We start from the raw sequence: 25,692 nt of genomic DNA on the forward strand, positions 1-25,692 counted from the left end.
AGGGCGGATTTCGCTGCTGCTTGAACTTCAGTGTTGGCTTTCTAACAAAGGAAATTCACATGGGATTTTTTGCAGAACTTGGAAAGTGGATTGCTCCGGCCGTTCGGGTGGTTCGGAGTGTGGTAGAGAAGGTTGATAATTGGATCAACGACTCACCGATTAGCAGTGACTATGCTGAGCTGACCAGGAAATTTGAAGAAAGAGAAGTGGTAAAAAGAAGGAGATCGGCATCGCCGGATTTCATGTCTGCGGTTGACGCTAAAGCCGTTAAAAGTCAGCTGGGTGCGGTTGAAAAGAAACTCGAAAAGCAGTCCAAAGATCAGGCTTTGACAAATAAGACCCTGGCGTTACAGACGGAAATTATGAAGCTTGCAGTTATCTCGACTGCCTTTGATAGATATTCCGGAAACATCAAATTGCATGCCTCCAATTTGTCGATACATCTGCAGACAATTAGAAATGTTAAAGGCTTGACGGATGACGTCAACTCCTTGCGCTTCGGGCTTCAGAAGGCTTTCAATAAGATAAATCAAATGGCTATGGCTATTAATTCTAGCGCCGACGGAAGTGGGCGGGCAAAAATAAATCAAATAGACGAGTCTGTGGATATTGATCGAAAAGATGGTGCGATATCGTTGCATGCGCCATATCGGGCATTTCTTAAGTCTAGAGATCTGTTGATTTCAGAAATTGGTGCTTTGTCGAATCTGGCGAATGAGCATGAAGAGGACATTAAAAGAGTGCAGGAAAGGGCCGCCGAGCTTGGTGCTTTCGGGCAACAAGTAATCGACTACCTTGAAGACGTCATTGTCCCTAAGCTTGCGGAGCACAAGCGCGTTGGCGTTGCTTTGAGGCGAGAGATGGCAGCATTGCCGATCATCACCAAAGAGAATGAGGAGGGTGGTGTCGACGAGAGCTAGTCGGGTATCCGCTGCTTGCCTGCACTGCATGCTCTGCGAGGTAATGGACGGGTTTTCCAAATGAGGCGAAGGCAATTAAGTTTGCGCCGTCTGAGGACCCTGCATGAAACGCGTTACCGGCATTGGCGGCATCTTCTTCAAGGCCAGGGATCCGAAGGCTCTGGCCGAGTGGTATCGGGTCCACTTGGGCGTCCCGGTCGAGGCATGGGGCGGCGCAGCGTTCCGCTGGGCGTCGCCCGACAACCCGTCCGGCACCGGAACGACCGCGTGGAATCCGTTCGCGGCCGACACCGGCTACTTCGAACCGAGCCAGGCACCTTTCATGGTCAACTACCGGGTTGCTGACCTGCACGCCTTGCTGGCTGCCCTGCGCAGCGAAGGCTGCAATGTCGTCGACAAGGTCGACGAGTCGGAATTCGGCAAGTTCGGCTGGGTTATCGACCCGGGGGGCAACAAGGCGGAGTTGTGGGAGCCCCCGGCTGGCCAGTGAGCGGGGGCAAGGGGGCGGGGCGGGCAGTTGCATCGCGGGCAGGTCGGAGCAGGGCACTGCGTGCGCTGGTCTGGGTGGCAAGGTGTTGCGCCTGCCCGTATATCCATCAAAACCGATCAGGGGGAGTCATGGAAAATCCGTATCAGAGCCCGGGTGCCGTGGTGGAGGACCGGGAAAAGCCGGGCTCGTCGCTGGGCGACGTGGCTTCCGGGCAGAAGCTGGTGATCTACGCGATCCTGCTGTACTTCCTCGCCGCCGTGCTGCGCACCGCGGTTGGCCCCATCGCCGCACTGACCTTCCTGGCCTGCCTTGTCATGTCGTGGGTGGGCATCTACAAGATCGCCCGCGGCCTGGACTACCCGGTCTGGTGGCGGATCGTGCTGCTGGTGCTGATGCTCGTCCCGCTGGTGGGACTGATCGAGTTGCTCGTGCTGAGTTCCAAGGCTACGTCGCGGCTGCACAAGGCGGGGTATTCGGTGGGGTTGCTGGGGGCGAGGGATTACTAGGCGCAGGCTCGCCGATCAGAGCCGAGCTCAAGCAGGAGCGCGTGCCTGATGTCGAAAGCGGACTGTCCTGCCCGCTTTCGACTCGCCGGGCCAAGGCCCGGCTCCGACGGATCAACCGCGGTCGCGGTTGATCCGCGAGCGGTCCATCCATGGACCGCTAATCCTCTTCGAGCTTCGGCCGCCACGCCTCGCTGAGCTGCTTCTGCACCGGCGCGGGCACGGGCTCGTAGTGGCTGAGGTCCAAGCTGTAGCGGCCGCGGCCGCCGGTCATGGCCTTGAGTTCGGTGGGGTAGTCGGTGAGTTCGGCCAGCGGGGCCTGGGCCTTGATCAGCAGTTCGCCGCCGCGCCGGCTGTCGGTGCCGAGGATGCGGGCGCGCTTGCCGGCGAGGCCGCCGGTGACGTCGCCGACGTCGCTCTCGGGGATAGCCACCTCCACGTCCACGATGGGTTCCAGCACGATGGGGCGCGCCTTGCCCACGGCGTCGAGGAAGGCTTTCTTGCCGGCGCTGACGAAGGCGACTTCCTTGGAGTCGACCGGGTGGTACTTGCCGTCGTAGACGGTGACGCGCAAGTCCTGCAGCGGGTAGCCGGCCACCGCGCCGCGTTCCATCGCCTGGCGCACGCCTTTCTCGATCGCGGGCAGGAAGGTGCCTGGGATCACGCCGCCCTTCACCGCGTCGACGAACTCGAAGCCGGCGCCGCGATCCAGCGGTTCCACGCGCAGGAACACTTCGCCGAACTGGCCGGCGCCGCCGGTCTGCTTCTTGTGGCGGTGGTGGCCTTCCGCCTTCGTGGCGATGGTCTCGCGGTAGGCGATGCGCGGCGGGTGGGTGACCACTTCCACGCCGTAGCGTTCGCGCATGCGTTCCAGCGTCACCTTGAGGTGCAGCTCGGAGAGGCCGCGCAGCACGGTCTCGTTGAGTTCCTTGTGGTGCTCCATGCGCAGGCAGGGGTCTTCCTCGGCCAGCCGCGCCAGCGCGTTCGCCAGCTTCTGTTCCTGCCCCTTGTGCTTCGGTTCCAGCGCGAGGCCGAACATCGGTTGCGGGAAGCGCATCGGCGCGAGGTGGATGCGGTCCTCCTCGTGCGCGTCGTGCAGCACGGCGTCGTAGTGGATCTCTTCCACCTTGGCCACCGCGGCGATGTCGCCGGGCACCGCCTGCTCGATCTCCACGTGGTTCTTCGCGTTGGGCCGGAGCAGGTGGCCCACGCGGAACGGCTTGCGGCCGTCGTCGACGAGCAGCTGCGCATCGCGACGCACCGTGCCCTGCCACACGCGGAAGATGCCGAGCTTGCCCACGAAGGGGTCGTTGACGATCTTGAACACGTCGGCGATCACGTGTTGCGCCGGGTCGGCGTTGACGGTGATCGCCTCGTCCTCGCCGTTGCGGAAGGGCGGCGGGTTGCCTTCCGCGGGATTCGGCAGCAGGCGGTCCGCGATGTCCAGCAGCTCCGTCACGCCTGCGCCGCTGCGTGAACTGGCGAAGCAGATCGGCACCAGGTGTCCTTCGCGCAGGCACTGCTCGAAGGCGTCGTGCAGCTGTTCGCGGCTCAGCGCGGCCTCGCCCTGGTCGAGGTAGGCGCCCATGGTGGCCTCGTTGATCTCCACCACCTGGTCGAGGATGCGCTGGTGCGCGGTGGCCAGCGAGGAGAAGTCGGTAGTGCCCTCGGTGTGGAAGAAGCAGTCCAGCACGCGCTTGCCGCCCTGCGCGGGCAGGTTCACCGGCAGGCATTCGGGGCCGAACTCTTCGCGCAGCGCCTCCACCAGTGCGCCGAGGTGGGCGCCCTCGAAGTCGATCTTGTTGACCACCAGCACGCGGGCGAGGCCGCGCGTGCGCGCGTGCTCCATCATGCGGCGCGTGCCGTGCTCGATGCCGTTGACGGCGTTCACCACCACCATCACGGTTTCCACCGCGGCGAACGCGGACAGCGTGCCGCCGCGGAAATCGTCGTAGCCGGCGGTGTCGATCAGGTTGATGTGGCAGCCGCCGCGGTCGATGCCGGCGATGCAGCTGTCGATGGAATGGCCGCGCGCCTTCTCCTGCGCGTCGGTGTCCGACTGCGTGGTGCCGCGCTCCACCGAACCTTGCGACTGGATCACGCCGCCGGCGTGCAGCAAGGCCTCGAACAGCGTGGTCTTGCCGCTGCCGGCGTGGCCGGCGAGCGCGATGTTGCGGATGCTTTCCGTGTTGTAGGACACGATGCGACCCTCCTCTTGCAGAAGTGCGGACTCGCATCGGCATGAGCGGCGCCGCACGAGAGCCGCGCGTGGCGACTGGCGGGCCGTCATGGTCGTCCGGGCGCGGACGCGGGGGCGGTCATGGCGGAACGATGGGATGGTACGTCGCGACAGGGTTAGCCTTGCGTCAACGCCGGCGGGGCAGGGCTGCGGGAACCGCCGCGGCCCGTCGCGGTCTTGGGGGTACGGTTCAAGCAGCGCCGCCCATACTTCTCCACTTTCCCGGCGCAAAGGCACTCCCATCGTCCACCGCACGCAGGCCGAAACCCGCGCCACGCCGCCGCCCGGTTCCGACCGGGACGGCTCGCTTGCGCTCGACATGGCCACGATTCCGCGGTCGCGCCGCCTGCGCCGGCGCGAGCCTTCGCGCGGACACCGGCTGGCGTGGCTGGTGTTGCTGCTCACCGTGCTGCTGCATCTGGTGTTCGCGCTGATGGTGTGGTGGGCGATGCGTCCGCCGTCGTCGTTGCGCCTGGGCGCTGCGGCGCCGGCCACCGACGTGCTCGAGGTGCGCTTCATTCCCGCCGCCACTGCGCCAGCCGCGAAGGCGCCGCCGCCCGTGCCGTTGCTGCCACCGCCGCCGTCGCGTACGCCGCCGCGGCACGCCGCCGCGCCCGCGGCGAAGCATGCGTTGAGCGTGCAATTGCCGGCGCCGGCGCCCGCACCTGCGGCCAGCGTGGCCGCGCCACGGCTGTTCGACCGCAACGGCCAGGTCATCCTGCCGGCTGCCGCCAACGGTGCGGCCGTGCCCGAATACGTGCAGGGCATGCCGCAGGGCGACACGCGGATCATGCAGCACGACAACCCGGTGAAGTACCAGGCCACCCGCTTCGACAAGGACTGGGGCAACGGCACGACCAACAGCATCGACGACGCGCTGCAGAAGGCCGTGGACAAGACCACGGTGAAGCACACCTTCCACCTGCCAGGCGGCATCCATATCCATTGCGCGGTCTCGCTGGCGGCACTGGCCGGTGGTTGCGGCGGCGACCCGCCGCCGCCGCCGCCGCCGAAGGACGGCGACGTGCGCATGGACATGGCGCCGGCCAGGCCGCTGGCACCCGACCCGAACGCACCGAAGCCACCGCCGCTGTCCGAGTGCATCGCGCTGTACCGCGCCGGCAAGCCGCTCGCCGACGGCTGCCCCAGCGACACGCCGATCCGCGCGGTGGACGATGAGTTGCGCGAGCAGCGCGCGAAGCAGGCAAAGCAGTCGGCGGGACCATGAAGTGGCGGCAGCGCCCGGTACACTCGCCGCATGCCGTTGCCCAGGGACCCGAACGCACCACGCCAACGCGCCCAGCGGCCGGCGCAGGTGCTGCTGAACTCGCCGCTGGCCGCCTCCCCGCGCATGCTCGGCCTGCGTGCGCAGCGGCGGCCCCGGCCGCGCGTGCTGTGGCGACGCGTGCTGGCGATCGCGGGCAGCCTGCTGTTGCACGTGTTCTTTCTGTTCGCCTTCATCCTGGGGGCGGCCTGGGAGCCGCCGCCGCCCGGCAAGGAGCCGCCGGCGCAGTTGCAGGCGCGTTTCATCGAGCTGCCCGACCTCGCGCCGCCACCGCCGCCGAAGGGCGAGCCGCCACGCCAGACGGGGCCGGCGCATCAGGGGCATGCGGCGGCGAATCCAGGTGAGCATCGCACCACGAGCGCCACCGCCGTGCGCAAGCTGCCGCGGCCACCTGCGGTCGTCGCGCAGGCGGCGGCCGCCCGGCCTGCAAAAGCGGTCGCGGCCCCCGTGCCGCCACCCAGCGTGCCGCAGCCGTCTCCCACGCCGCGCTTGCAGCCGGTGCCGCTGGCGAACCAGCCGCCGCCGGTGAACCTGCCCAAGCCCGTGCTGCGACCGCCGGTGCCACCGAAATTCCAGCCGCAGCCTGTGCGTCCTCCACAGGTTGAAGGCAACCAGCCGATCCCGCCACCGCCATCGCTGGCCATGCCGACGCTCCCGCCGCAGGCACCGCCCGTGATCGCGCCGCCCAGCGTGGCGCTGGACCGCGTGGCGCCGGACACGCCGGCACCGGCTGTCGTGCAGCCGGTGCACGTGGACCTGCCCGCGGCGCCGCCTGCGCCCGAGCTGCAGGCCGTACCTCTGCCGGCGCCGGCCGCGCCGCAGGTGAGCCTGCAGACCCGGTTGAACGCGCCCGCGCCAAACGCGCTGCAGCGCCTGCCGGAAGTGCAGGCACCCGCGCCGGTGCCCGCACCGGAGCAGCCGCTCGCGGCGATCCCGCAGGCGGCGCCTGCCATGCCCAGCGTGGCGCCGTCGCCCAAGGCCACGATCGAGATCGCCAACGACCAGGCGCTCATCCGGATCAGCCAGCCTGCGCCGGTCGCGGTGTCGCCCGTGGAAGGCACGACGGCGGCGAGCGCACCGGACGCATCGACGTCGGAGCCCGCGGCAACGAGCGCCACGGACGAAGCCCCGGGCAAGGCGGGCGCAACCACAGCGCCGGATGTCAGCACGGCGCCGAACGCGAATCCGCAAGGCAGGGACAACGCCCGCCCCGGCGAGCCGCAGGGCGAAACCAACGGCATCGAGACGGCCACCGCGCACGGCAACGGGCCGCCGGCATCGCACGGCCTGGGCAAGGCCACCACGGGCGCCGCCGGCAAGGGCGAGGGCAACTCGCCGGGTACGCCATCTGCCGGCACGGCGGCAACGGGCACGTCGCCCGCCGGCCAGGCACCCACGGGCACGGTGCCGGAGTTCATCCAGCTCAAGCCGACCGGCGACACCACGGTGATGCGCCACAACATCAACGGCGTCAACTACAAGGCCACGCGCTTCGACCCGTACTGGACGCCCGAGGGCGAAAGTTCGGTGGACACCGCACTGCGCCATGCGGCGGAAAAGACCACCCTGCAGCACACCTTCCACCTGCCGCGCGGCATCCGCATCAAGTGCAAGGTGATGCCGCTGGTGCCGGTGGCGCTCCTGGGCTGCGGTAACGCCGATCCGCCGCCGGCGCCGGTGGCGCAGAAGGTCTACGACCGGCTCAACCTGCCGGACCTGCCCGGCGGCAGCGTACCCAGCGTGCCGCCGCCCGCGCCCGCGGCGAGTGCGGCGACACCTGCGCATGTCGTGCTGGACAACAGCGTGCAATGTGCCGAAGCGCGTGTCGTCGGTGGCCCGCTGCCGCCGGGATGTCCGCCGACCGGGCCGGTGGTGAAGCGCTACGTGCCCGCGACCTCGGCCAGTTCCTGGGTGCCGGCCAGCGACCAGTTCCATTGAGATGAAGGCGCGTGCTGCGCGTGTGCTGCCGATCTGCTACAAACGCAGCGGAACAAGGAAGGGGGAGTTCGATGTCAGCACATCGTCCGCTGTCCGTGTTGTTCGCCGTCCTGCTGGCCGGGTGTTCCATGTCGGCCGATGTGGGGGTAGCCGAAAGGCAGGTCGTGCAGTTCCACCAGCAACTGGACGCGGGACAACTGCAGCAGATTTACACAGGAGCCTCGGATCGCCTGCGCGAGGCGACCAGCGAGCAGGACATGCAGGCCCTGCTGGCCGCGGTGCACCGCAAGCTCGGTGTGGTGAAGTCCAGCGTGCGCGGCGCCTGGAGCGTCCATGCCGGCACTACAGGCACCTTTGTCTCGCTGTCGTACCGCACGCATTTCAGCGAAGGCGATGCGACCGAGCGCTTCGACTACCAGCTCGAAGGCGACAAGGCGCTGCTGGCGGGCTACCACATCAACTCGAACACGCTGATCGAGAAATAGCCGCCCGAGCGGTGCGGGCAGGCTCCTACTGCAGCCGCAGAAATTCCTTCATCAGCGGCAGCCGCCGCACGCGCACCGCACTGACGCGGAACACCGCGTTGGCGAGCGCGGGCGCGACGGTGGGCATGGCGAGGAAGCTGGCGCCGGTGGGCGGAAGGCCGTCATTGGGGACGACTATCACTTCCACGTTGTCGGGCAGCTGGGCCATGCTGGCCAGCGGATAGTCCTTCCAGTCGTGCTGCTGGATCTGGCCGTCCTTGTAGGTGACGGCGAGGTTGAGCGCGGTGGAGAGCGCGTCCAGCGTGGCACCGGCGATCTGGCCCTCGAGGCCCAGCGGATTGATCACGCGGCCCACGTCCACGGCGCAGACGATGCGCTCGATGCCGAGCTTGTCGCCCTGCAGCGAGGTCTCGACGGCGTGCGCCACGTAGGCGCCGTCCATGTACCAGCAGGCGATGCCGAGGCCGTTGACACTGCGCAGCCAGTTCTTCCACTCGATGCGGTCGGCGACCAGCTGCAGCACGTTGCGCAGGCGGCCGGTGTCCAGCGTGCCGCCGTTCTTCAGCGCGACCATGCGCGGCTCGCCGATCAGGCGCTGGCGGGTCTTCAGCGGATCCTCGCGCATGAGGTGCGCGATCTCGTCGACGAAGCTCTCCACCGCGAACGCATTGCTGAGGTGCGGCATCGCGCGGTGCGGGCCGCGCGGCAGGGCGGATTCCAGCGCATACCAGTCGCTGCGGTAGTTCGGCACCAGTCCGGCGGGCAACTGGTCGGGCAGCACCTCCGAGCTCCACAGCCGGTCGGCGGGCACGCCGCGGCCGGTGAGCGCGGAGGCGCTGGCGAGGCGCTGGTTCCAGGCGGAAAGGTTGCGCTTGCCGTCGACGATCGCGCTGATCTTGTGCACGCAGGCCGGGCGATACCAGTCGTGGGCGAAGTCCTGGTCGCGCGTCCACAGCAGGCGCACGGGCTTGTTGACCGCCTTGGCCAGCATCACCGCCTCGGCCACGTAGTCGTGGTCGAGGCGGCGACCGTAGCCGCCGCCCACGCGCGGCACGCGGATCTCGATCTGGTCGGGCGCGAGGCCGGTGAGGCGCTGCACCACGGCCCAGGCCTGCTGCGGCGCCTGGCTGGGCACCACGAGGCGGGCATGGTCCTTGTCGATGCGCGCGAGGCAGTTCATCGGCTCCGGGCAGGCATGCGCCAGCCAGGGCTGGTAGTAGCTGGCCTCGAAGCGGCGCGCGGCATGCTTGCCGGCCTTGTCCACGTCACCGTCGTCGCGCACCCGCGTGGTGGGTGCGGCCTGGCCGTCGAGCAGGCTGGTGGCCTGCTGCTCCAGCGCGCCGCTGCTGGCGCCGACGCTGGCGCCGGGCTTCCATTCCAGCTTGAGCTTGTCGCGGCCTTCGAGCGCGGCCCAGGTGTTCTCGGCCAGTACCGCCACCGCGGGAGCGATCACGGTATGGCCCGGCGGCTGCCCCGGCTCGGGCTTGAGGTGCATCACCTTCACCACGCCCTTTACCGCCAGCGCAGGCGCAGTGTCGATGCGCGCCAGCGAACCATCCGGCCACGGGCAGTGCAGCAGCACGGCGACCAGCGCCTCGGCCTCGTGGTGGTCGATCGCGTACTTTGCCTGGCCGGTGACGATGGCATGTGCGTCCACGTCGCCCACCGGCTTGCCGATCAGGGTGTAGCGCTCGGGCGACTTCGGCGCGGGCGCCTGCCTGGGCAGGTCGAGCTTGCTGGCGTCGTCGACCAGGCTGCCGTAGGTGACGCGGCGGCCGTCCGGCGCGATCACCGTGCCGGCTTCGCAGCGCAGGCGATCGGCGGCGATGCCAAGGCGGCGCGCGGCGGCCTGGGTGAGCAGCCAGCGCGCCAGCGCGCCGGCCTGGCGCAGGTCGGCCCAGGCGGCCGGGATGGAGTCGCCGGTGCCGCCGCGCTGGCGGCCGTAGGTCCACTGCGGCTGGTTGTTGCTGGCGCTGACGCCGAGGCCCAGTTGCACCACGCTGACACGGTTCCAGTCGGCGTCCAGCTCGTCGGCGATGATCATCGGCAGCGCGGTGGCGACGCCGGTGCCGGTATCGGGGTCGCGTGCGCCGATCAGCACGTTGCCTTCGGCGTCGATGCGCACGTAGGCGCCCAGTTCGTGGAAGTGGTCGCCCAGCCATTCCGGCGGCAGCGGCGGCTCGGCAGCCTCGGCGAAGCGCACGCCCACCACCAGCGCACCCGCGGTGCCGGCGAGGATCTGCAGGAAGCGCCGGCGCGACAGCCCGATGCCGCGGGTCGTGTTCACGCTCATGCCTGCGCCGCCTTGCCGGTGGCGGCGCGCTTGATCGCGGCGCGTACCCGGGTCTGGCAGCCGCAGCGGCAGGTGTTGGACAACTGGTCGATGTCAACGTCGCCGGGTTGCGGCTTGCGCTGCAGCAGGTCCACGCCGGCGATCAGCCAGCCCGGCGTGCAGTAGCCGCAGCCGATCGCGTCCTCGTCGATGAAGGCCTGCTGCAGCGGGTGCAGGGTGCCGTCGTTCGCGGTCAGGCCTTCCACCGTGGTGATGCGCTTGCCGTCGAGCCCGGCCATCGGCTGGGTGATCGCAGAGACCGGCTTGCCGTCCACCAGTACCAGATCGGCGCCGTTTTCGCCGTGCGCACCGCCGTACTTGGTGCCGGTGAGCCACAGCACGTCGCGCAGGTACCACAGCAGCGGCATCTGCGGATCGCCGATGTGGACGAAATGCTCGCCGTTGACCGCGATGCCGATGCCGTTGCGCGCCGCCTCGGGCACGATGCCGCTGTCCGGAACGACCGGCACACCGTGGGCTTGGGCTGGCGCCATGCGAGATCTCCTCAACCGTATCCGCGCATTGTGGCATTGCCGCGGCCGGCATAGGAATGCGTGGCGCTGAACGGCGGCGGTTCCGGATGTGGACCTTCGCAGCCGGGCGCGTCTCCGCCCGTGTCTTCCGGTGCTTGCAGGGTGCGCGGGTGCCCGCCGAGAATGCGCGACCCGCGTGCATGGGGCCGCGGGAATGCAGCGATGAAGAATCGAACAGGGAAGCCATGAACAAGCGTATTCAAATGACTATTGCGGCCGTGTTGCTGGCCGCGGCATCGAGCGGGGCGATGGCCGCCGATGACGGCGCGTTTTTCATCAACGGCAATCTGGGTCAGTCGCGCTATCACGACAGCGGATTCGGCGACAAGACGGATACCGCCGGCGCGGTGCGGCTGGGCTACGACTGGAATGCCGGTGCGTTCAGCTTCGGCGCCGAAGGCGGCTATGTCGACCTGGGCAAGGCCAGCGGCATGGCCTATGTACCCTACGGCGGCGTCTACGGAATCAGCGCGAAGACTTCGGGCTGGCTGCTGGGTGGCAACTTCAAGTACCACTTCGCGAACGGCATGTACCTGTCTTCGCGCATGGGCTACTTCCGCTCCACCTTCGACACGAGCGTGAGTGGCATCGGCTCGCAGGACTTCAGCGGCAACGGCGCGTATGCCGGCGTCGGCTTCGGCTACGACTTCAACCGGAACTTCAGCCTTGGCGTGAGCTACGACCGCTATCACGGTCGCGCATCGATCTACGACGAAAAGGTCGGCGAGAACATCGACATGTTCTCGGCCTTTGCCGAATTCCGTTTCTGAGTTTCCGCTCCCGGACCGGAACAACGGCCGCTGGTGCGGCCGTTGTTCCGGCGAAGCCATGGCGCGGGCCTCAGCGGCCGCCCAGGAACAGGTTGAGGTTGGCCACGTCGAGCGTGCCGATGCCGGCGCCCGGCGTGTAGTTCGGCGCGCCGTAGTAGAACCAGTTGTCGCCCGCGCGCACGCTGTTGAAGGCCGACCACGGGCCGTAGCCGAAGATGTTCTGCAGCAGGTACACCTGCGGATTCCAGAAGCCCACGCGATGGCCGGTGCTCTGCGCGAGCAGGGCGCTGATGCCGTTGAGCTGGGGCGCCACGAAGCTGGTGCCGCCTTCCGAGATCACGCCGCCGTCGGTGGTGGATACCACGACGTAGCCGGTTTCCGGGTCCGCATTGAGCGCGATGTCGGGAACGTTGCGGCCGCCGAAATTGGCGGGCAGCTTGAGCAGGGTGGTGGGGCCGGCGTCGGGATCGTTGTAGACCAGGGACTGCTGCTTCTCGCTGCGCCGGGTGCCGCGCGTGAATGCCTGATAGAGCGGCTGTTGCCAGTACACGCTCACGCCGCCGCCGCCACCGACCGAGAACACGTCGGCGCGGCTGCTCACGAAGGGCAGCAGGTAGTCCCAGCCCCAGACGCTCTCCTGGTTGATGGACAGCACCACCTGTCCCGCGGAGTTCACGAACTTCACCGGCACCGTGGTGCCGCCGGCGGCGGTGATGTACGGATCGGAGGCAGGTGAATCCACCGTCAGCGGCGCGCTGTACTGGCCCGGGCCCGTGCCCGTGCCCAGCCCGCGCACGGTGTCGTAGGCGCCCGAGTCGCCAGCCGCGGCGAACACCGATTGCCCCTGCACGGCGGCTTCAAGCAGGATCTGGTGGAACGCGCGCAGGTCGCCCACGTCGGTGGTGTCGGTGTCCTTGGCGCCATTCACGTTGAGCGCGGCGAAGTTGTAGATCTCCGGCGCGCCCCAGCTGGTGGAGATGCTGTCCGCCTTGTTGTCGGCCACCGCCTGGGCGAACGCATCGATGAAGCCGTTGCCGGCGTTCGGCGCGTCGTACACGATGATGTTCGCGTACGGCGCGATGCCGCCGGACTGTTCCACGTCCAGCGCGGTCTCGCCGCTGCCGCCGTCGATGGCGCCGCCGCCGTCCACATGTACCTGGGTGATGCGGTTCGGCTTGGTGGCCAGGCCGATGGTGCTCCAGTAGGTCTGCGCGTCGGCCGGGTAGAAATTCGACAGGGTGACGATTGCCACCGTCGAGCCCTTGCCGGTGATGCCGTGCTGGTACAGCGGATTGATGTCGTAGAGATCGGCCACGTCGCCCACGGTGTAGTCGCCCGGCTGGCCGGTGGCGGTGGGATTGCCGCTGGTGCTCTTGCTGAGCGCCTGCAGCGTGAGCGTCCGCTGCGGTGCCGCAGGCAGCTGCGGCGCATGGATGCGATGCGACAGGAACTGCCGCTCGTTGCTGAGGCCGCTGACGGCAACCACGCTGTCGGCCAGCGCGGTCGGCATCTGCGGCGCCGTGGCCGGACGATGGAAGTGCCGGCCGCTGGCGGCCGAGACGTAGTCGTGGATCGGCGCCTGGAAGATCGCGCCGAACTGGGCGAGCGTGCCGCTGGTCTCGATCGCCAGGTGGCTGGCCAGCAGTTGCCCGCTCAGGCCGTGCTGTTGCAGGAACGCCTGCACCCGCGCGATGTCCGCGTCGCTGGCGCCGTACTGGCTGGCGAACTCGCTGGTGCTGAGGAACTGGCGGTAATGCGCGCTGCCGGGCGTGATGGTCTGCCGGATGTAATCCTGCAGCGCCGTCTCGTTGCGCAGCTTCAGCAGCAGCGTGACATGCACGGGCTGGCTCGAAGTGGCCACGCCCATGTCGATGCTGGGCCGCATGTCGGCAGCCAGTGTGGTGCCACCCATGCCCGCCAGCAGCAGGGTGAGGCAACCAGCCAGGGACTTGTGATGCAGCTTCACGAACATTGCACTTCCTCCTGATGGCAAGTAGTCCGGGCGTGCACGGGCGACGGCACGTCGCCGCGACGCCTTCCGGTCGATCCGCAAGAGCGTTTCGTCGAGATGTGCAGATGAAATCCGGGTTTCCCCAGCGACGTCGTCGGTCTCCCCTGACGACTGGCGTTGCGCCGCCGTGCGAGCCTACCGCGGCTCCCTGGTCGCCGGTAGTCCTGCAAGAAATTGCGCGACGGGGCCGCGGGTTTGGGCCGCGCGCACGGGCTGCGGCACAATAGGGAGTTGGCATTGCGGATTCACCGCCGCGGCGCCCCTCTTCCACACCCAAGCCATCGCCATGACCGCCATCAAGCAAGCCGACCTGATCCAGTCCGTCGCCGACGCCCTGCAGTACATCAGCTACTACCACCCGGTGGACTACATCAGGAGCCTCGCCGCCGCCTGGGAGCGCGAGGAATCGCCGGCCGCGAAGGACGCGATGGCGCAGATCCTGATCAACTCGCGCATGGCCGCGGAAGGCCATCGCCCGCTGTGCCAGGACACCGGCATCGTCACCGTGTTCCTGAAGATCGGCATGGGCGTGCGCTGGGACGACGCCAGCATGGGCGTGGAGGACATGGTCAACGAGGGCGTGCGCCGCGCCTACAACCATCCGGACAACAAGCTGCGCGCCAGCGTGCTGGCCGATCCGGCCGGCCGCCGCCTCAATACGAAGGACAACACGCCGGCGGTGGTGAACGTGTCGGTGGTGCCGGGCGACACCGTCGAGGTGATCGTGGCCGCCAAGGGCGGCGGCTCGGAGGCGAAGTCGAAGTTTGTGATGCTGAATCCCTCCGACTCCATCGTGGACTGGGTGCTTAAGACCGTGCCGACCATGGGCGCCGGCTGGTGCCCGCCCGGCATGCTCGGCATCGGCATCGGCGGCACCGCGGAGAAGGCGATGCTGCTGGCGAAGGAATCGCTGATGGAGCACATCGACATCCAGGAGCTGATCGCGCGCGGGCCGCGCAACCGCGTCGAGGAACTGCGCATCGAGCTGTACGAGAAGGTCAACGCGCTGGGCATCGGGGCGCAGGGCCTGGGCGGCCTCACCACCGTGCTCGACGTGAAGATCAAGGATTACCCCACCCACGCGGCCAACCTGCCGGTGGCGATGATCCCGAACTGCGCCGCCACCCGCCACGCGCACTTCACCCTGGACGGCTCGGGCCCGGCGACGCTGGACCCGCCCTCGCTGGAAGACTGGCCCAAGCTCACCTACAACCCGCAGAACGCGCGCCGGGTGAACCTCGACACCATCACCAAGGAAGAAGTCGCCAGCTTCAAGCCGGGCGAGGTGCTGCTGCTCAACGGCAAGCTGCTTACCGGCCGCGACGCCGCGCACAAGCGCATGGTGGAGATGCTCAACAGGGGCGAGCAACTGCCGGTCGACTTCAATGGGCGCTTCATCTACTACGTGGGCCCGGTCGACCCGGTGCGCGACGAAGTGGTCGGCCCCGCCGGTCCCACCACCGCCACCCGCATGGACAAGTTCACCGAGCAGGTGCTGGCGCAGACCGGCCTGCTCGGCATGGTCGGCAAGGCGGAGCGCGGCCCGGCCGCGATCGAGGCGATCAAGAAGCACCGGTCGGTGTACCTGATGGCGGTGGGTGGTGCGGCCTACCTCGTGTCCAAGGCGATCAAGGCCTCGCGCGTCGTGGGCTTCGCCGATCTCGGCATGGAAGCGATCTACGAGTTCGAGGTGCAGGACATGCCGGTGACGGTTGCCGTGGATTCCGCCGGCACCTCGGTGCACCAGACGGGTCCGAAGGAGTGGCAGACGCGCATTGGCAAGATTCCCGTGGTTGTCGCGTAAGACCACACTTCTCCTTCTCCCCTCTGGGGAGAAGGCTGGGATGAGGGGCGGGTGCTCGCGAGAGCATCCCATCGAAGCCACGCAATGCTTTCGTCAGGCTCTTTCGCCAGACCGGCCCCTCACCCCAACCCTCTCCCCGGCGGGGAGAGGGAGTGCATCGCGCAGTGTCTTCAACGCATCGAGCAACCGATCCGGCTCCTTCAACGCCTGCCTGGCCGCGCCCACTGCACGCCGCACATTCCCCGGCGTGGCGCCTTGCCCGATCAAGGCCAGCGCAGGCGCACGGCAAGCGGACAGCGCATCGATCCAGTCCGCCGGCTGACGCAGCCCGAGCACGCGCGCCGCACGGAACGCCGGTGCCAGCGATTCCACATCGTCGAGTGCATGCACGAAGCTCATCGTGCTGCGTTGTTCAGCGCCCGGATCCAGCGCCTCGCCCAGCGCGGCCAACGCGTTGGCCAGGCGCCGGCGCAACACGTCGCTGGAACGCACCGGCAGCACCAGCCACGCGGTGGCCACGCCGATGGCCGCGCCGGCCGCGATGGCCGCCAGGCGCAGCGTCATCGCCGATGCCGCGGGCAGCCCGGCGTAGTTCTGCAACAGCGCCAGCGCCACGGTGACGAACAGCGCCCACCAAGCGTAGTTGAGCTGGCGCAGCCAGGTGCCAAGGAACAGCGCGAGCAGGATCAACGCCGCGCTGCCGTGCGCACCGGCCGGCGCGGCGAGCAGGGCCGCGGCGACGCAGCCGCCCGCCGCACCGGCCAGGCGCAGCAGGCTCTTGTACGCCACCTCCAGGCGGCCACGGTTGCCGCTGTGCACGATGAAGGCGGTCAGCACCACCCACGGCCAGTGTTGGCCGAAACCGAGGTGGCCCACGGCGAAGGCGAGCGCCAGCGCCGCCGCCATCTGCAAGGCCATGCGCGTGGTGGCGGAAAGCCGTGCGTGGGTGGATGGGGCGCGCGCCGGCGCAGCGGCATGGCGCGTGCGCTCATCGGCCAGCCAGCCCATGCGCCGGCCCAGCATGTCGAGCAGCGACACCCAGGCCAGCGCCAGCAGCGCCACCAGTATCGGCACCAGGGCGGCAGGCAACCGCCCGTGCTGCGTGCCGGACAAGTGCGGCACGGTGAGCACGGTCACGAAGGGCAGGGCAATCAATCGGCTGGCGCGTCGCGCCAGCTCGCCGAACTGGCGCAGCCACACCGATGCCGCCACGCCCACGGTGAACGCCGCGGCGCCGATCCACGGCGCGTGCAACAGCAACCAGCCGACGCCGGTCGCGGCCACTCCCACCACGGGCAGGGCGATGGCCGCTTCCAGCCGGCCGCGGTGGCCGCGGTCGAGCCGGCTGCGCGCCAGCGACAGGCTCAGCACCACCGCCATTACCGCGCTGCCGGGGCCGGGCGCGAGCCATTGGGCGCAGGCCAAGGTGAGCAGGGCGGCCGCCATCGACACGACCGCCTCGGGCAGTGCCCGCAGCACGGTGGGCAGGGCGGATGGCGCGGCAGTCATGCGCTGGCGGTTCCTGGTCGGCAGCGCGCAGTCTAGCAGCGCGGCGGCAAGCTGCCGGTCGAATCGGAAAGTGGACGTCTGGACGTCCAAACGGAATCGCGTGCAAAAGATCTTGCAATCGCTTTGACGCGGCGCAACACTGGCGGGATCGCTTCCCCACCAACCACGCAAGAGCACCGTGAATCCGAACGCCCCCGCGCCGCTGCCTGCGGACGCCCCCTGGATCGTGATGAAGTTCGGCGGCACCAGTGTCGCCACCCTGCCGCGCTGGCAGAACATCCGCGAGCTGGTCGCCAGCCGCCGCGCCGAAGGCGCGCGCGTGCTGGTGGTCGTCTCCGCGCTCACCGGCATCACCGACGCGCTGAAACAGCTGTGCGGCGAGGGCGACCAGGGCAAACGCAAGGCGGCGGCCGGCGCGATCGCGCAACGCCACTACGACCTGCTCGCGCATATGCAGCTGCCGCTGCCGGCCACGCTGGGCGCGCGCCTGGACGAGCTGGCCGCGCTGGCCGCGGAAGGCCCGGCGCGGCTGGGCGAGCTGGCCTGGTCGGCACTGGTGCAGGCGCACGGCGAACTGATGTCCAGCGCGCTGGGCGCGGCCTTCCTCAGCGAGAGCGGCCTGCCCACGCGCTGGCTGGATGCGCGCGACTGCCTCGCCGCGGCCGCGCTGCCGAACCAGAACGAACGCACCCGCCTGCTGTCGGCGATGGTCGAGGCGCGGCCCGATCCCGCGCTCAACGCACGCCTCGCCGCGCAGGGCGAGGTGTTCATCACCCAGGGCTTCATCGCGCGCGAGAGCGAAGGCCGCACCGTGCTGCTGGGCCGCGGTGGCTCGGACACCTCGGCGTCCTACTTCGGCGCGCTGCTGAAGGCGGCGCGGGTGGAGATCTGGACCGACGTGGCCGGCATGTTCACCGCCAACCCGCGCCAGGTGCCGGGCGCGCGCCTGCTGCAGAAGCTGGACTACGAGGAGGCGCAGGAAATCGCCTCCACCGGCGCCAAGGTGCTGCACCCGCGCTGCCTGTCGCCGCTGCGCGAGCCGCGTGTGCCGCTGCTGGTGAAGGACACCAACCGTCCCGAGCTGGAAGGTACGGTGATCGGCCCCGAGGTGCGCGACCACGCGCCGTCGGTGAAGGCGATCAGCGCACGCAAGGGCATCACCCTGGTGTCGATGGAGTCGGTGGGCATGTGGCAGCAGGTCGGCTTCCTCGCCGACGTGTTCGCGCAATTCAAGCAGCACGGCCTGTCGGTGGACCTGATCGGCTCGGCCGAGACCAATGTCACCGTGTCGCTGGACCCCACCGAGAACCTGCTGGACTCCGACGCGATCGCCGCGCTGGCCGGTGACCTCGCCAAGGTGTGCCGGGTCAAGGTGATCGCGCCCTGCGCCGCGATCACCCTGGTCGGCCGCGGCATGCGCTCGATGCTGCACACGCTGTCCAGCGTGCTGGCCGAGTTCGACCAGCTGCGCGTGCACCTGATCTCGCAGTCGTCCAACAACCTCAACCTCACCTTCGTGGTGGACGAGGACGTGGTAGACGACCTGCTGCCGCACCTGCACGAGCTGCTGATCGCCGCCGGCGCGTTGCGCACCGACGATAGCGTGCTGTTCGGCCCCAGCTGGCAGGCGCTATACGGCAGCGGCGAGGCGCTGGCGCAGCCCTCGTGGTGGCGCGACGGCGAGCGGCAACGGCTGCTCGACATCGCCGCCGGGGCCACGCCGCGCTACGTCTACCACCTGCCCACCGTGCGTGCCCAGGCGCGCGAGCTGAAGTCGCTGGCGGCGGTGGACCGGCTGCACTACGCGGTGAAGGCGAACACGCACCCGGCGATCCTGCGTGCGCTGGCCGCGGAAGGCTTCGCCTTCGAATGCGTATCGCCGGGCGAGCTGGAAGCGGTGTCGGCGGCGGTGCCGGAAAGCGCACCGCTGCTGTTCACGCCGAACTTCGCCTCGCGCGGGGACTTCGCACGCGGCCTTGCCACCCGCGCCACCATCACGCTGGATGCGCTGCATCCGATCGAGCACTGGGGCGAGCTGTTCCGTGGCCGCGAGATCGCGCTGCGCGTGGATCTCGGCCGCGGCCTCGGCCACCACGAGAAGGTGCGCACCGGCGGCAGCGGCAGCAAGTTCGGCCTGCCGCTGGAACAGCTCGACGCCTTCCTGCGGCATGCCGACGCGCATGGCGTGACCGTGCGCGGCCTGCACGCGCACCTGGGTTCGGGCGTGCTCGATGCGAAGCATTGGGGCGAAGTGTTCAGCCAGCTCGCCAGCCTCGCCGAGCGTATCGGCAGCATCGCCTTCCTCAATATTGGCGGCGGCCTGGGCGTGCCCTCGCATCCGGGCGAGACGAAGCTGGACATCGCCGCGCTGGACGCGGTGCTGCGCCAGGTCAAGGCCGCCTATCCGCACTACCAGCTGTGGATGGAGCCGGGCCGCTATCTCGTCGCCGATGCCGGCGTGCTGCTGGCACGCGTCACCCAGACCAAGGGCAAGGGCAGCTGGCGCTACCTCGGCGTGGACACCGGCATGAACAGCCTGATCCGCCCCGCGCTGTACGACGCCTGGCACGAGATCGCCAACCTCAGCCGCCTCGACGAACCGGCCACCGGCCTGTTCCAGGTGGTCGGCCCGATCTGCGAGAGCGGCGACGTGCTGGGCAGCGACCGCCGCCTGCCGGAGCCGCGGGAAGGCGACGTGATCCTGATCGCCCAGGCCGGCGCCTACGGCAAGGTCATGTCCTCGCCGTACAACCTGCGCGGTGAAACCGAGGAAGTCGTGATCGACGCCTGATGCCGCTTTTCTCCCTCTCCCCGTTGGGGAGAGGGTTGGGGTGAGGGGCGGGTGCTCGCGATGGATTAACCAACAAAGCGAGGTTTCAAGGATGAAACGCATGAACGTGAATAGAGCACGGCGCTTGAGGGTTGACCAAACCGACGCCGAACAAAAACTTTGGTACCACCTGCGCAATCGCCACCTGCAAGGCTGGAAATTCCGCCGCCAGCACGAGATCGACCGCTACATCGCCGACTTCCTCTGTCGGGACGCAGCCCTGATCGTGGAGCTCGACGGCGCACAGCATGGCGAGCAGGTGGCATACGACGAAGCACGCACGCGCAAGCTGGAATCCATGGGATACCGCGTGCTGCGTTTCTGGGACAATGACGTACTGACGAATATCGAGGGCGTGCTGGAGGTGATTCTGGAAGCCTTGGCAAGCCCGGCCCCTCACCCCAACCCTCTCCCCGGAGGGGAGAGGGAGCAGGGCTAGCGGAGTATCGAGAGAGTGACGACTACCATCCAACCCCGCCTGACCCAGGTGTTCCGCTTCCTGCACGCACGCTACGCCGACGGCGTGGCCGAGCTGGCCTATGCCTTCGACGACGGCGAGCCGATGGTGGAGCGCATCCGCTTCCCGCATGCGCCGGCGCTGCCACACGAGCGGCAGGCGGCGTTCGACGCCGCGCTGAAGCTGCTGCACCTGATCGCCGGCGTGAGCTACTACAAGGCCGGTGTGCCGCCGAAGATCGAGGTCGCCGACGGCCCGCTCGACGCCGCCACCGCCGACCTGCTCGACGCGCTGTATCTGCACGGCCTGGCCGAGTTCGCCTACCGCAACGGCCTCGACCTGCGTGGTCGTATCACGTTTCCGCGCCTTGGCGCGGAAACAAAATCAGTAAGCCCGCGACTTTCTCCCTCTCCCCTCCGGGGAGAGGGTCGGGGGGAGGGGCCGGCCTCGCGACAAGCTCCATCGCTCGGCCTGCCCAAGCGCACTCTCGTCCCCATCGGCGGCGGCAAGGATTCCCTCGTCGCCGTGGAAGCGATCAAGTCCATCGGCGGCGACGCCACCGCCGTCTGGGTCGGCAACTCAGCCCTGATCGCCGCCTGCGCCGGGCGCACCGGCCTGCCCACGCTGAACATCCAGCGCGAGCTGGCGCCGGCGCTGTTCGAGCTCAACCAGCGCGGCGCGTGGAACGGCCACATCCCGGTGACCGCGGTGAACTCGGCGATCCTCGCCGTGGCCGCGATCCTCTATGGCCACGACTCGATCGCCTTCGCCAACGAACGTTCCGCCTCGGCCGCCACGCTGGAGTACGAAGGCCAGCAGGTGAACCACCAGTGGAGCAAGGGCTACGCCTTCGAGCAGCTGCTCGGCGACTGGCTGCACACGCACGTGGCCGCCGACCTCGACTACTGCTCGCTGCTGCGCCCGTACCCGGAGCTGGCGATCACCCGCGCGTTCGCGAAGCTCACGCCGTATTTCGACGCGTTTTCCAGTTGCAACCGCAACTTCAGGATCCTCGGCCCCAAGCCCGCCGACCGCTGGTGCGGGCAGTGCCCGAAGTGCCACTTCGTGTTCCTCGCGCTGGCGCCGTTCCTGCCCAAGCCACGCCTGCTGGCGATCTTCGGCCGCAACCTGCTGGACGACGAGACGCAGGCCGCGGGCTTCGACGCGCTGCTGGAATACCAGGACCACAAGCCGTTCGAATGCGTGGGCGAGGGTGCCGAGGCGCGCGCGGCCATGTATGCGCTGAGCCGGCGACCCGAATGGCAGGAGGACGCGCTGGTAGCGCGCTTCCGCGACGAGATCCTGCCGCAGCTCGACGTGTCGCAACTCGCGCTGGAGCCATGGCTGGAACCCTCCGCCGAGCACCGCGTGCCGGCGCGTCTGCAGGCGGCGCTCAAGGCCATCGGCGCATGAGCGTGGTCTGCGTGGCCCCGAACGGGAACGGCTGCAGGAGCGGCTGTAGGAGCGGCTGTAGGAGCGGCTTCAGCCGCGACTTCCCCCGGCCGGCACGGTCGCGGCTGAAGCCGCTCCTACGAGCATCGAGCTGTCATGCGCATCGCTGAGCTGGCGGGCAAGCGCGTCGCGGTGTGGGGCTTCGGGCGCGAAGGCCGCGCCGCGATCCGCGCCATCCGTGCGCAACTGCCGCAACTGCCGCTGGCGCTGTATTGCAGCGAAGGCGAAGCCGACGCGGCGCGCGCGTTCGACGCCGCGCTCACCGTCTACGGCCAGGAGCCGGGTTCGGTGGCGCTGTGCGCCTATGACGTGGTGGTGAAGTCGCCGGGCATCTCCATCTACAAGCCCGCGGTCACCACCGCGCAGGCGCAGGGCACGGTGTTCACCTCGGGTACCGCGCTGTGGTTCGCGGACAACCCGGACGCACGCGTGGTTGCCGTCACCGGCACCAAGGGCAAGAGCACCACCACCGCCTTCGTCGCACACCTGGCGCGCGCCCTGGGTGTGCGCACCGCGCTGGCCGGCAACATCGGCTTGCCGCTGCTGGAACTGCAAGGCCGGTCCGCCGACCTGTGGGCGGTGGAACTCTCCAGCTTCCAGACCGGCGAGGCCGGCCCGCTGGAACTGGGCGTGGTCACCAGCCTGTACGAGGAGCACCTCGACTGGCACGGTTCGCGCGAGCGCTATGTGGCCGACAAGCTGAAGCTGGCCGACGTGGCGCGCTCGCTGCTGGTCAACGCCACGCAACCGGCACTGCTGGAACGGGTGCGGCAGCATCCACGCCTGTTGCGCTTCGGCCACGACGCGGGCTGGCACGTGGCCGGCGACCATATCCGTCGCGGCACGCAGGCCGTGTTCCCGCTCGCGCGGGTGGCGGCGCCGGGCGAGCACAACGCGCTCAACGCGTGCGCCGCGCTCGCCGCGCTCGCCGACCTGGGCATGGACGCGCTCGCCGCGGCACCCGCGCTGGCCACGTTCAAGCCGCTGCCACATCGCCTGCAACCGCTGGGTACGCACGATGGCGTCGACTGGATCAACGACTCGATCAGCACCACGCCGCAGGCCACGCTGGCTGCGTTGGACAGCCTCGCCGGGCGCGAAGTCACGGTGATCGTGGGTGGCCACGACCGCGGCCTGGATTGGTCGGATTTCGTACGGGCCACGAAGGATCGCGGTGCCCTGCGCGTCGTGGCGCAAGGCGCCAACGGCCCGCGCATCGCATTGGCGCTGCGGCAGGCGAAGACCGGACTGCCGCTGGGCGAAGCCGAGGATTTCGCCGATGCGGTGACGATGGCGCGCACGGTGACGCCCGCGGGCGGCGTGATACTGCTGTCGCCAGGTGCGCCCAGCTTCGACCAGTTCCACGATTACGCCGAACGCGGCCGCCGCTTCGCCGAGCTGGCCGGCTTCGACGGCGCCGCCATCGCGGGCATCGAGGGCCTGGGCATCGCGTGACGAAACGGGGGCGGCAGCCTCCGGTCCTGTCACGTCATCAGGCAGGGCTTATCCGCCCGCTTCACGGGTCGCGCGCGGGCGCGGATCCTCGCTCACGTCGATCGGCCAGAACGGTCGCAACTCGATGCTGCCGAAGCGGGCCATCGGGTGGCGGGAGGCGATGGCAATCGCCTCGTCGAGGCTTGCGCAGTCGAGCAGGTCGAAACCGGCGATCCATTCCTTCGATTCGGCGAACGGGCCGTCGCTGGTCAGCACCTTGCCGCCCCGCACGCGCACGGTCGTTGCGTGGGTCGGTGGCCGCAGCCGGTCGCCCGTGATCCGTGCGCCGCTGGCTGTCACGTCGGCCACCCATCCGGCGATGTTGTCCTCCTCCGGGACATAGGGCTCGGCGGCCGGGTCCGCCACCACGAACATCATGAACTGCATGGTCCGCTCCTTTTCGCTTGTGCCGTGATGCGACGAACGTAACGGGGCCGAATCGACATGCCGGATCGACCTGCGCACCATCCTTTGCATGCGTGCAAAGGGCGCGCTTCCGGTGAAGCGCGCCCTTTCTCCCTGGCCCGGTGGCCAGCGGTCCCTACCAGATCTTCACCCGCTGGTCCGGCGCGAGGTACAGCTTCTGGCCGGGCTTGACGTCGAACGCCGGGTACCACGCGTCGAGGTTGCGCACGGTCAGCGCGCGGAACTGCGCGGGCGCGTGCACGTCGGTGGCGATGCGCTGGCGCAGCGCGGCGTCACGCATCTTCGAGCGCCAGGCCTGGCCGAACGCAAGGAAGAAGCGCTGGTCGCCGCTGAGGCCGTCGATCACCGGCGCGGGCTTGCCGTGCAGCGACTTGTGGTAGGCGAGATACGCAATGGTGAGGCCGGAGACGTCGGCGATGTCCTCGCCCAGGGTCTGCGTGCCGTCGACGTGCAGGCCGGGCAGCGCCTCGTACTGGTCGAATTGCTTGGCCAGCTGCTGGGTGGCGCTCTTGAAGTGGGCCTCATCGGCCGGCGTCCACCAGTTCTCCAGCTTGCCCTGCGCGTCGAAGTCGGCGCCGGTGTTGTCGAAGCTGTGGCTGATCTCGTGGCCGATGATGGCGCCGATCGCGCCGTAGTTCGCGGCGGCGTCGGCCTTCGGGTCGAAGAACGGCGCCTGCAGGATCGCGGCGGGGAAGTTCAGCGCGTTCTGCAGCGGCAGGTTCACCGCGTTCACCAGCTGCGGAGTCATCCACCACTCGCCGCGGTCCACCGGCTGGCCGAGCTTGGCGAGCTGGTGCTCGTACTCGTGCTTCACCGCGCGCAGGTGATTGCCCAGCGGATCGTCTGCGCTGACCTCGAGCGTCGAATAGTCGCGCCATTTCTCGGGATAGCCCACGCCGACCTTCAGCGTGACCAGCTTCTCCTTGGCCTTGGCGCGGGTGGCCGGGGTCATCCAGCTCAGCGTATCGAGGCGCTCGTCGAAGGCGGCGATCAGGTTTTTCACCAGTTGCTGCACCTCGGCCTTGGACGAGGCAGGGAAGTACTTCTTGACGTAGAGCTGGCCCACCGCATCGCCGAGGTCGACGTTGGTGGCGCCCACCGCGCGCTTCCAGCGCGGCTGCTGTTCGGGCGTGCCCTGCAGGGTGTGGCCGTAGAAGTCGAAGCTGAGGTCGGCGTAAGCCTTCGGCAGCAGCGGTGCGGCTGCGTTGAGCGTGTGGAAGGTGAGCAGGTCCTTCCATGCGGCCAGCGGTTCGCTGGCCACCAGCGCGGCAAGGCCGGTGGTGGCGGAGGGCTGCCACACGTCGATCTGCTTCTGGCCGTCCAGTCCCGCGGCCTTGAAGTAGGCGGTCCAGTCGAGGCCCGGTGCCTTCTGCGCGAAGTCGGCCATCGTCCACAGGTTGTTCGCCTTGTGCACGTCCTGGCTGTCGACCAGGCTTTCCTGGGCCTTGGCGATCCTGGTCTCCAGCGCGATCACGGTGTCTGCCTTCGTCGTGGCGTCGGCGATGCCGGCTTGCTTCAGCAGCGCCACCACGTAGGCGTGGTACTTGGTGCGGAACGCCGCCATGTGCGGGTCGTTCGAGAGGTAGTACTCGCGGCTTGGCAAGGCCAGGCCGCCCTGCAGCAGGTAGGCGATGGTGTGCGAGGGATCTTCCAGTCCCTGCGTCACGAACAGGCCGAACAGGTTCTGGGTGTTGAAGTTGGTGGCGTTGATCGGGTCGACGTCGGCGCGCAGGCGGCTGCCCAGCACGCGGGCGAGATCGTCCTTCGAGGCGATCGCATCGATGGCGGAGAGCTCGGGTTTCAGCGGTGCGAGGCCGTGCTTCGCGATCGCGGCCTCGTCCATGTATGCCGCGTAGTAGTCGGCGATCTTGCGTGCATTGCTGCCGGCGGCGGGATGGCTGGCGCCGGCATTCCTGATCAGGTCGGCAGTGTGCTGTTCGGTGAGCTCGAAGATCTTCAGGAAGGTGCCGGTGCTGGAGCGGTCGGCCGGGATCTGCGCGGTCTTCAGCCAGCTGCCGTTGGCGTAGTCGAAGAAGTTGTCGCCCGGCTGCACCGCGTGGTCGATGCCGGCGAGGTCGATGCCGATATCGGTGGCGTGCGCGGCGGGCGTTGCCGACCAGGCGGGGGAGCCGCAGAGTCCGGCGGTGATTGCCGCGGCCAGGATCCATCGAGTGCGTTGCATGGGTGCCACCTCGTTGTCTGGGAGGCGTGCAC

19 protein-coding genes are annotated in these 25,692 nt (G+C 68.7%); 12 read left to right on the forward strand and 7 right to left on the reverse strand.

What is annotated here, in order from left to right:
• Window positions 1-59: 59 nt before the first annotated feature.
• The 3 genes from ABQJ54_RS11775 (at window position 60) to ABQJ54_RS11785 (ending at window position 1,916) form a co-directional block, all read left to right on the forward strand.
• Window positions 60-920, forward strand: coding sequence for a hypothetical protein (locus ABQJ54_RS11775; protein ID WP_367854502.1), 861 nt, complete (start codon window positions 60-62; stop codon window positions 918-920).
• A gap of 103 nt (window positions 921-1,023) precedes the next feature.
• Window positions 1,024-1,410, forward strand: a complete 387-nt coding sequence (locus ABQJ54_RS11780; protein ID WP_367854503.1) for a VOC family protein — start codon at window positions 1,024-1,026, stop codon at window positions 1,408-1,410.
• Between the two features lie 128 nt (window positions 1,411-1,538).
• On the forward strand, window positions 1,539-1,916 hold the full coding sequence (locus tag ABQJ54_RS11785) for a hypothetical protein (RefSeq protein ID WP_367854504.1): 378 nt from the start codon (window positions 1,539-1,541) through the stop codon (window positions 1,914-1,916).
• Window positions 1,917-2,073: 157 nt separating this feature from the next.
• Here the strand turns inward: ABQJ54_RS11785 and fusA are convergent, their stop codons facing one another.
• Window positions 2,074-4,113, reverse strand: coding sequence for an elongation factor G (fusA, locus tag ABQJ54_RS11790; RefSeq protein WP_367854505.1), 2,040 nt, complete (start codon window positions 4,111-4,113; stop codon window positions 2,074-2,076).
• Window positions 4,114-4,471: 358 nt separating this feature from the next.
• Here fusA and ABQJ54_RS11795 point away from each other — a divergent pair, with 358 nt between their 5' ends.
• The 3 genes from ABQJ54_RS11795 to ABQJ54_RS11805 all read left to right on the forward strand — a co-directional run bounded on the left by ABQJ54_RS11795 (window position 4,472) and on the right by ABQJ54_RS11805 (window position 7,860).
• On the forward strand, window positions 4,472-5,380 hold the full coding sequence (locus tag ABQJ54_RS11795) for a hypothetical protein (RefSeq protein ID WP_367854506.1): 909 nt from the start codon (window positions 4,472-4,474) through the stop codon (window positions 5,378-5,380).
• 30 nt (window positions 5,381-5,410) lie between these two features.
• Entirely contained in the window at window positions 5,411-7,375 is a 1,965-nt protein-coding gene (locus ABQJ54_RS11800; protein ID WP_367854507.1) for a hypothetical protein, read from the forward strand.
• A gap of 71 nt (window positions 7,376-7,446) precedes the next feature.
• Window positions 7,447-7,860, forward strand: a complete 414-nt coding sequence (locus ABQJ54_RS11805) for a DUF4019 domain-containing protein (RefSeq protein WP_367854508.1) — start codon at window positions 7,447-7,449, stop codon at window positions 7,858-7,860.
• A gap of 25 nt (window positions 7,861-7,885) precedes the next feature.
• Here ABQJ54_RS11805 and ABQJ54_RS11810 read toward each other — a convergent pair whose 3' ends face one another.
• Together ABQJ54_RS11810 and ABQJ54_RS11815 are read right to left on the reverse strand one after the other, a co-directional pair.
• Window positions 7,886-10,153: a xanthine dehydrogenase family protein molybdopterin-binding subunit gene (locus ABQJ54_RS11810; RefSeq protein WP_367854509.1), complete on the reverse strand. Its 2,268-nt coding sequence runs from the start codon at window positions 10,151-10,153 to the stop codon at window positions 7,886-7,888.
• Window positions 10,150-10,686, reverse strand: coding sequence for a (2Fe-2S)-binding protein (locus ABQJ54_RS11815; RefSeq protein WP_367854510.1), 537 nt, complete (start codon window positions 10,684-10,686; stop codon window positions 10,150-10,152). The genes ABQJ54_RS11810 and ABQJ54_RS11815 overlap by 4 nt, the downstream gene beginning before the upstream one ends.
• Before the next feature lie 224 nt (window positions 10,687-10,910).
• Between ABQJ54_RS11815 and ABQJ54_RS11820 the strand changes: the two genes are divergently transcribed.
• Window positions 10,911-11,495 (forward strand): outer membrane protein, encoded by a 585-nt coding sequence (locus tag ABQJ54_RS11820; RefSeq protein ID WP_367854511.1) that lies wholly within the window; start codon window positions 10,911-10,913, stop codon window positions 11,493-11,495.
• Between the two features lie 70 nt (window positions 11,496-11,565).
• Here the strand turns inward: ABQJ54_RS11820 and ABQJ54_RS11825 are convergent, their stop codons facing one another.
• Complete coding sequence (locus ABQJ54_RS11825; protein ID WP_367854512.1) at window positions 11,566-13,467, reverse strand: S53 family peptidase; 1,902 nt, start codon at window positions 13,465-13,467, stop codon at window positions 11,566-11,568.
• Window positions 13,468-13,792: 325 nt separating this feature from the next.
• Here ABQJ54_RS11825 and ABQJ54_RS11830 point away from each other — a divergent pair, with 325 nt between their 5' ends.
• Window positions 13,793-15,310, forward strand: coding sequence for a fumarate hydratase (locus ABQJ54_RS11830; protein ID WP_367854513.1), 1,518 nt, complete (start codon window positions 13,793-13,795; stop codon window positions 15,308-15,310).
• Window positions 15,311-15,403: 93 nt separating this feature from the next.
• Here the strand turns inward: ABQJ54_RS11830 and ABQJ54_RS11835 are convergent, their stop codons facing one another.
• Window positions 15,404-16,819 carry an FUSC family protein gene (locus ABQJ54_RS11835; RefSeq protein WP_367854514.1) on the reverse strand — a complete coding sequence of 472 codons (1,416 nt, stop codon included), beginning with the start codon at window positions 16,817-16,819 and terminating at the stop codon, window positions 15,404-15,406.
• A gap of 178 nt (window positions 16,820-16,997) precedes the next feature.
• Between ABQJ54_RS11835 and ABQJ54_RS11840 the strand changes: the two genes are divergently transcribed.
• From ABQJ54_RS11840 to murD, 4 genes are all read left to right on the forward strand, one after another.
• Window positions 16,998-19,610, forward strand: a complete 2,613-nt coding sequence (locus ABQJ54_RS11840) for a bifunctional aspartate kinase/diaminopimelate decarboxylase (protein ID WP_367854515.1) — start codon at window positions 16,998-17,000, stop codon at window positions 19,608-19,610.
• A gap of 91 nt (window positions 19,611-19,701) precedes the next feature.
• Entirely contained in the window at window positions 19,702-20,088 is a 387-nt protein-coding gene (locus tag ABQJ54_RS11845) for an endonuclease domain-containing protein (protein ID WP_367854516.1), read from the forward strand.
• Between the two features lie 15 nt (window positions 20,089-20,103).
• Window positions 20,104-21,519 carry a UDP-N-acetyl-alpha-D-muramoyl-L-alanyl-L-glutamate epimerase gene (gene murL, locus ABQJ54_RS11850; protein WP_367854517.1) on the forward strand — a complete coding sequence of 472 codons (1,416 nt, stop codon included), beginning with the start codon at window positions 20,104-20,106 and terminating at the stop codon, window positions 21,517-21,519.
• Between the two features lie 135 nt (window positions 21,520-21,654).
• Window positions 21,655-23,013: a UDP-N-acetylmuramoyl-L-alanine--D-glutamate ligase gene (murD, locus tag ABQJ54_RS11855; RefSeq protein ID WP_367854518.1), complete on the forward strand. Its 1,359-nt coding sequence runs from the start codon at window positions 21,655-21,657 to the stop codon at window positions 23,011-23,013.
• A gap of 48 nt (window positions 23,014-23,061) precedes the next feature.
• On the opposite strand, the gene ABQJ54_RS11860 is transcribed toward murD, so the two are convergent.
• Both ABQJ54_RS11860 and ABQJ54_RS11865 read right to left on the reverse strand, forming a co-directional pair.
• Window positions 23,062-23,439 carry a YciI family protein gene (locus tag ABQJ54_RS11860; RefSeq protein WP_367854519.1) on the reverse strand — a complete coding sequence of 126 codons (378 nt, stop codon included), beginning with the start codon at window positions 23,437-23,439 and terminating at the stop codon, window positions 23,062-23,064.
• Between the two features lie 154 nt (window positions 23,440-23,593).
• A complete protein-coding gene (locus ABQJ54_RS11865; protein ID WP_367854520.1) occupies window positions 23,594-25,660 on the reverse strand; it encodes a M13 family metallopeptidase in 2,067 nt (688 codons plus the stop codon).
• Between the last annotated feature and the right edge of the window lie 32 nt (window positions 25,661-25,692).

The organism is Rhodanobacter lycopersici, from assembly GCF_040812335.1.
Taxonomy (GTDB): domain Bacteria; phylum Pseudomonadota; class Gammaproteobacteria; order Xanthomonadales; family Rhodanobacteraceae; genus Rhodanobacter_A; species Rhodanobacter_A lycopersici.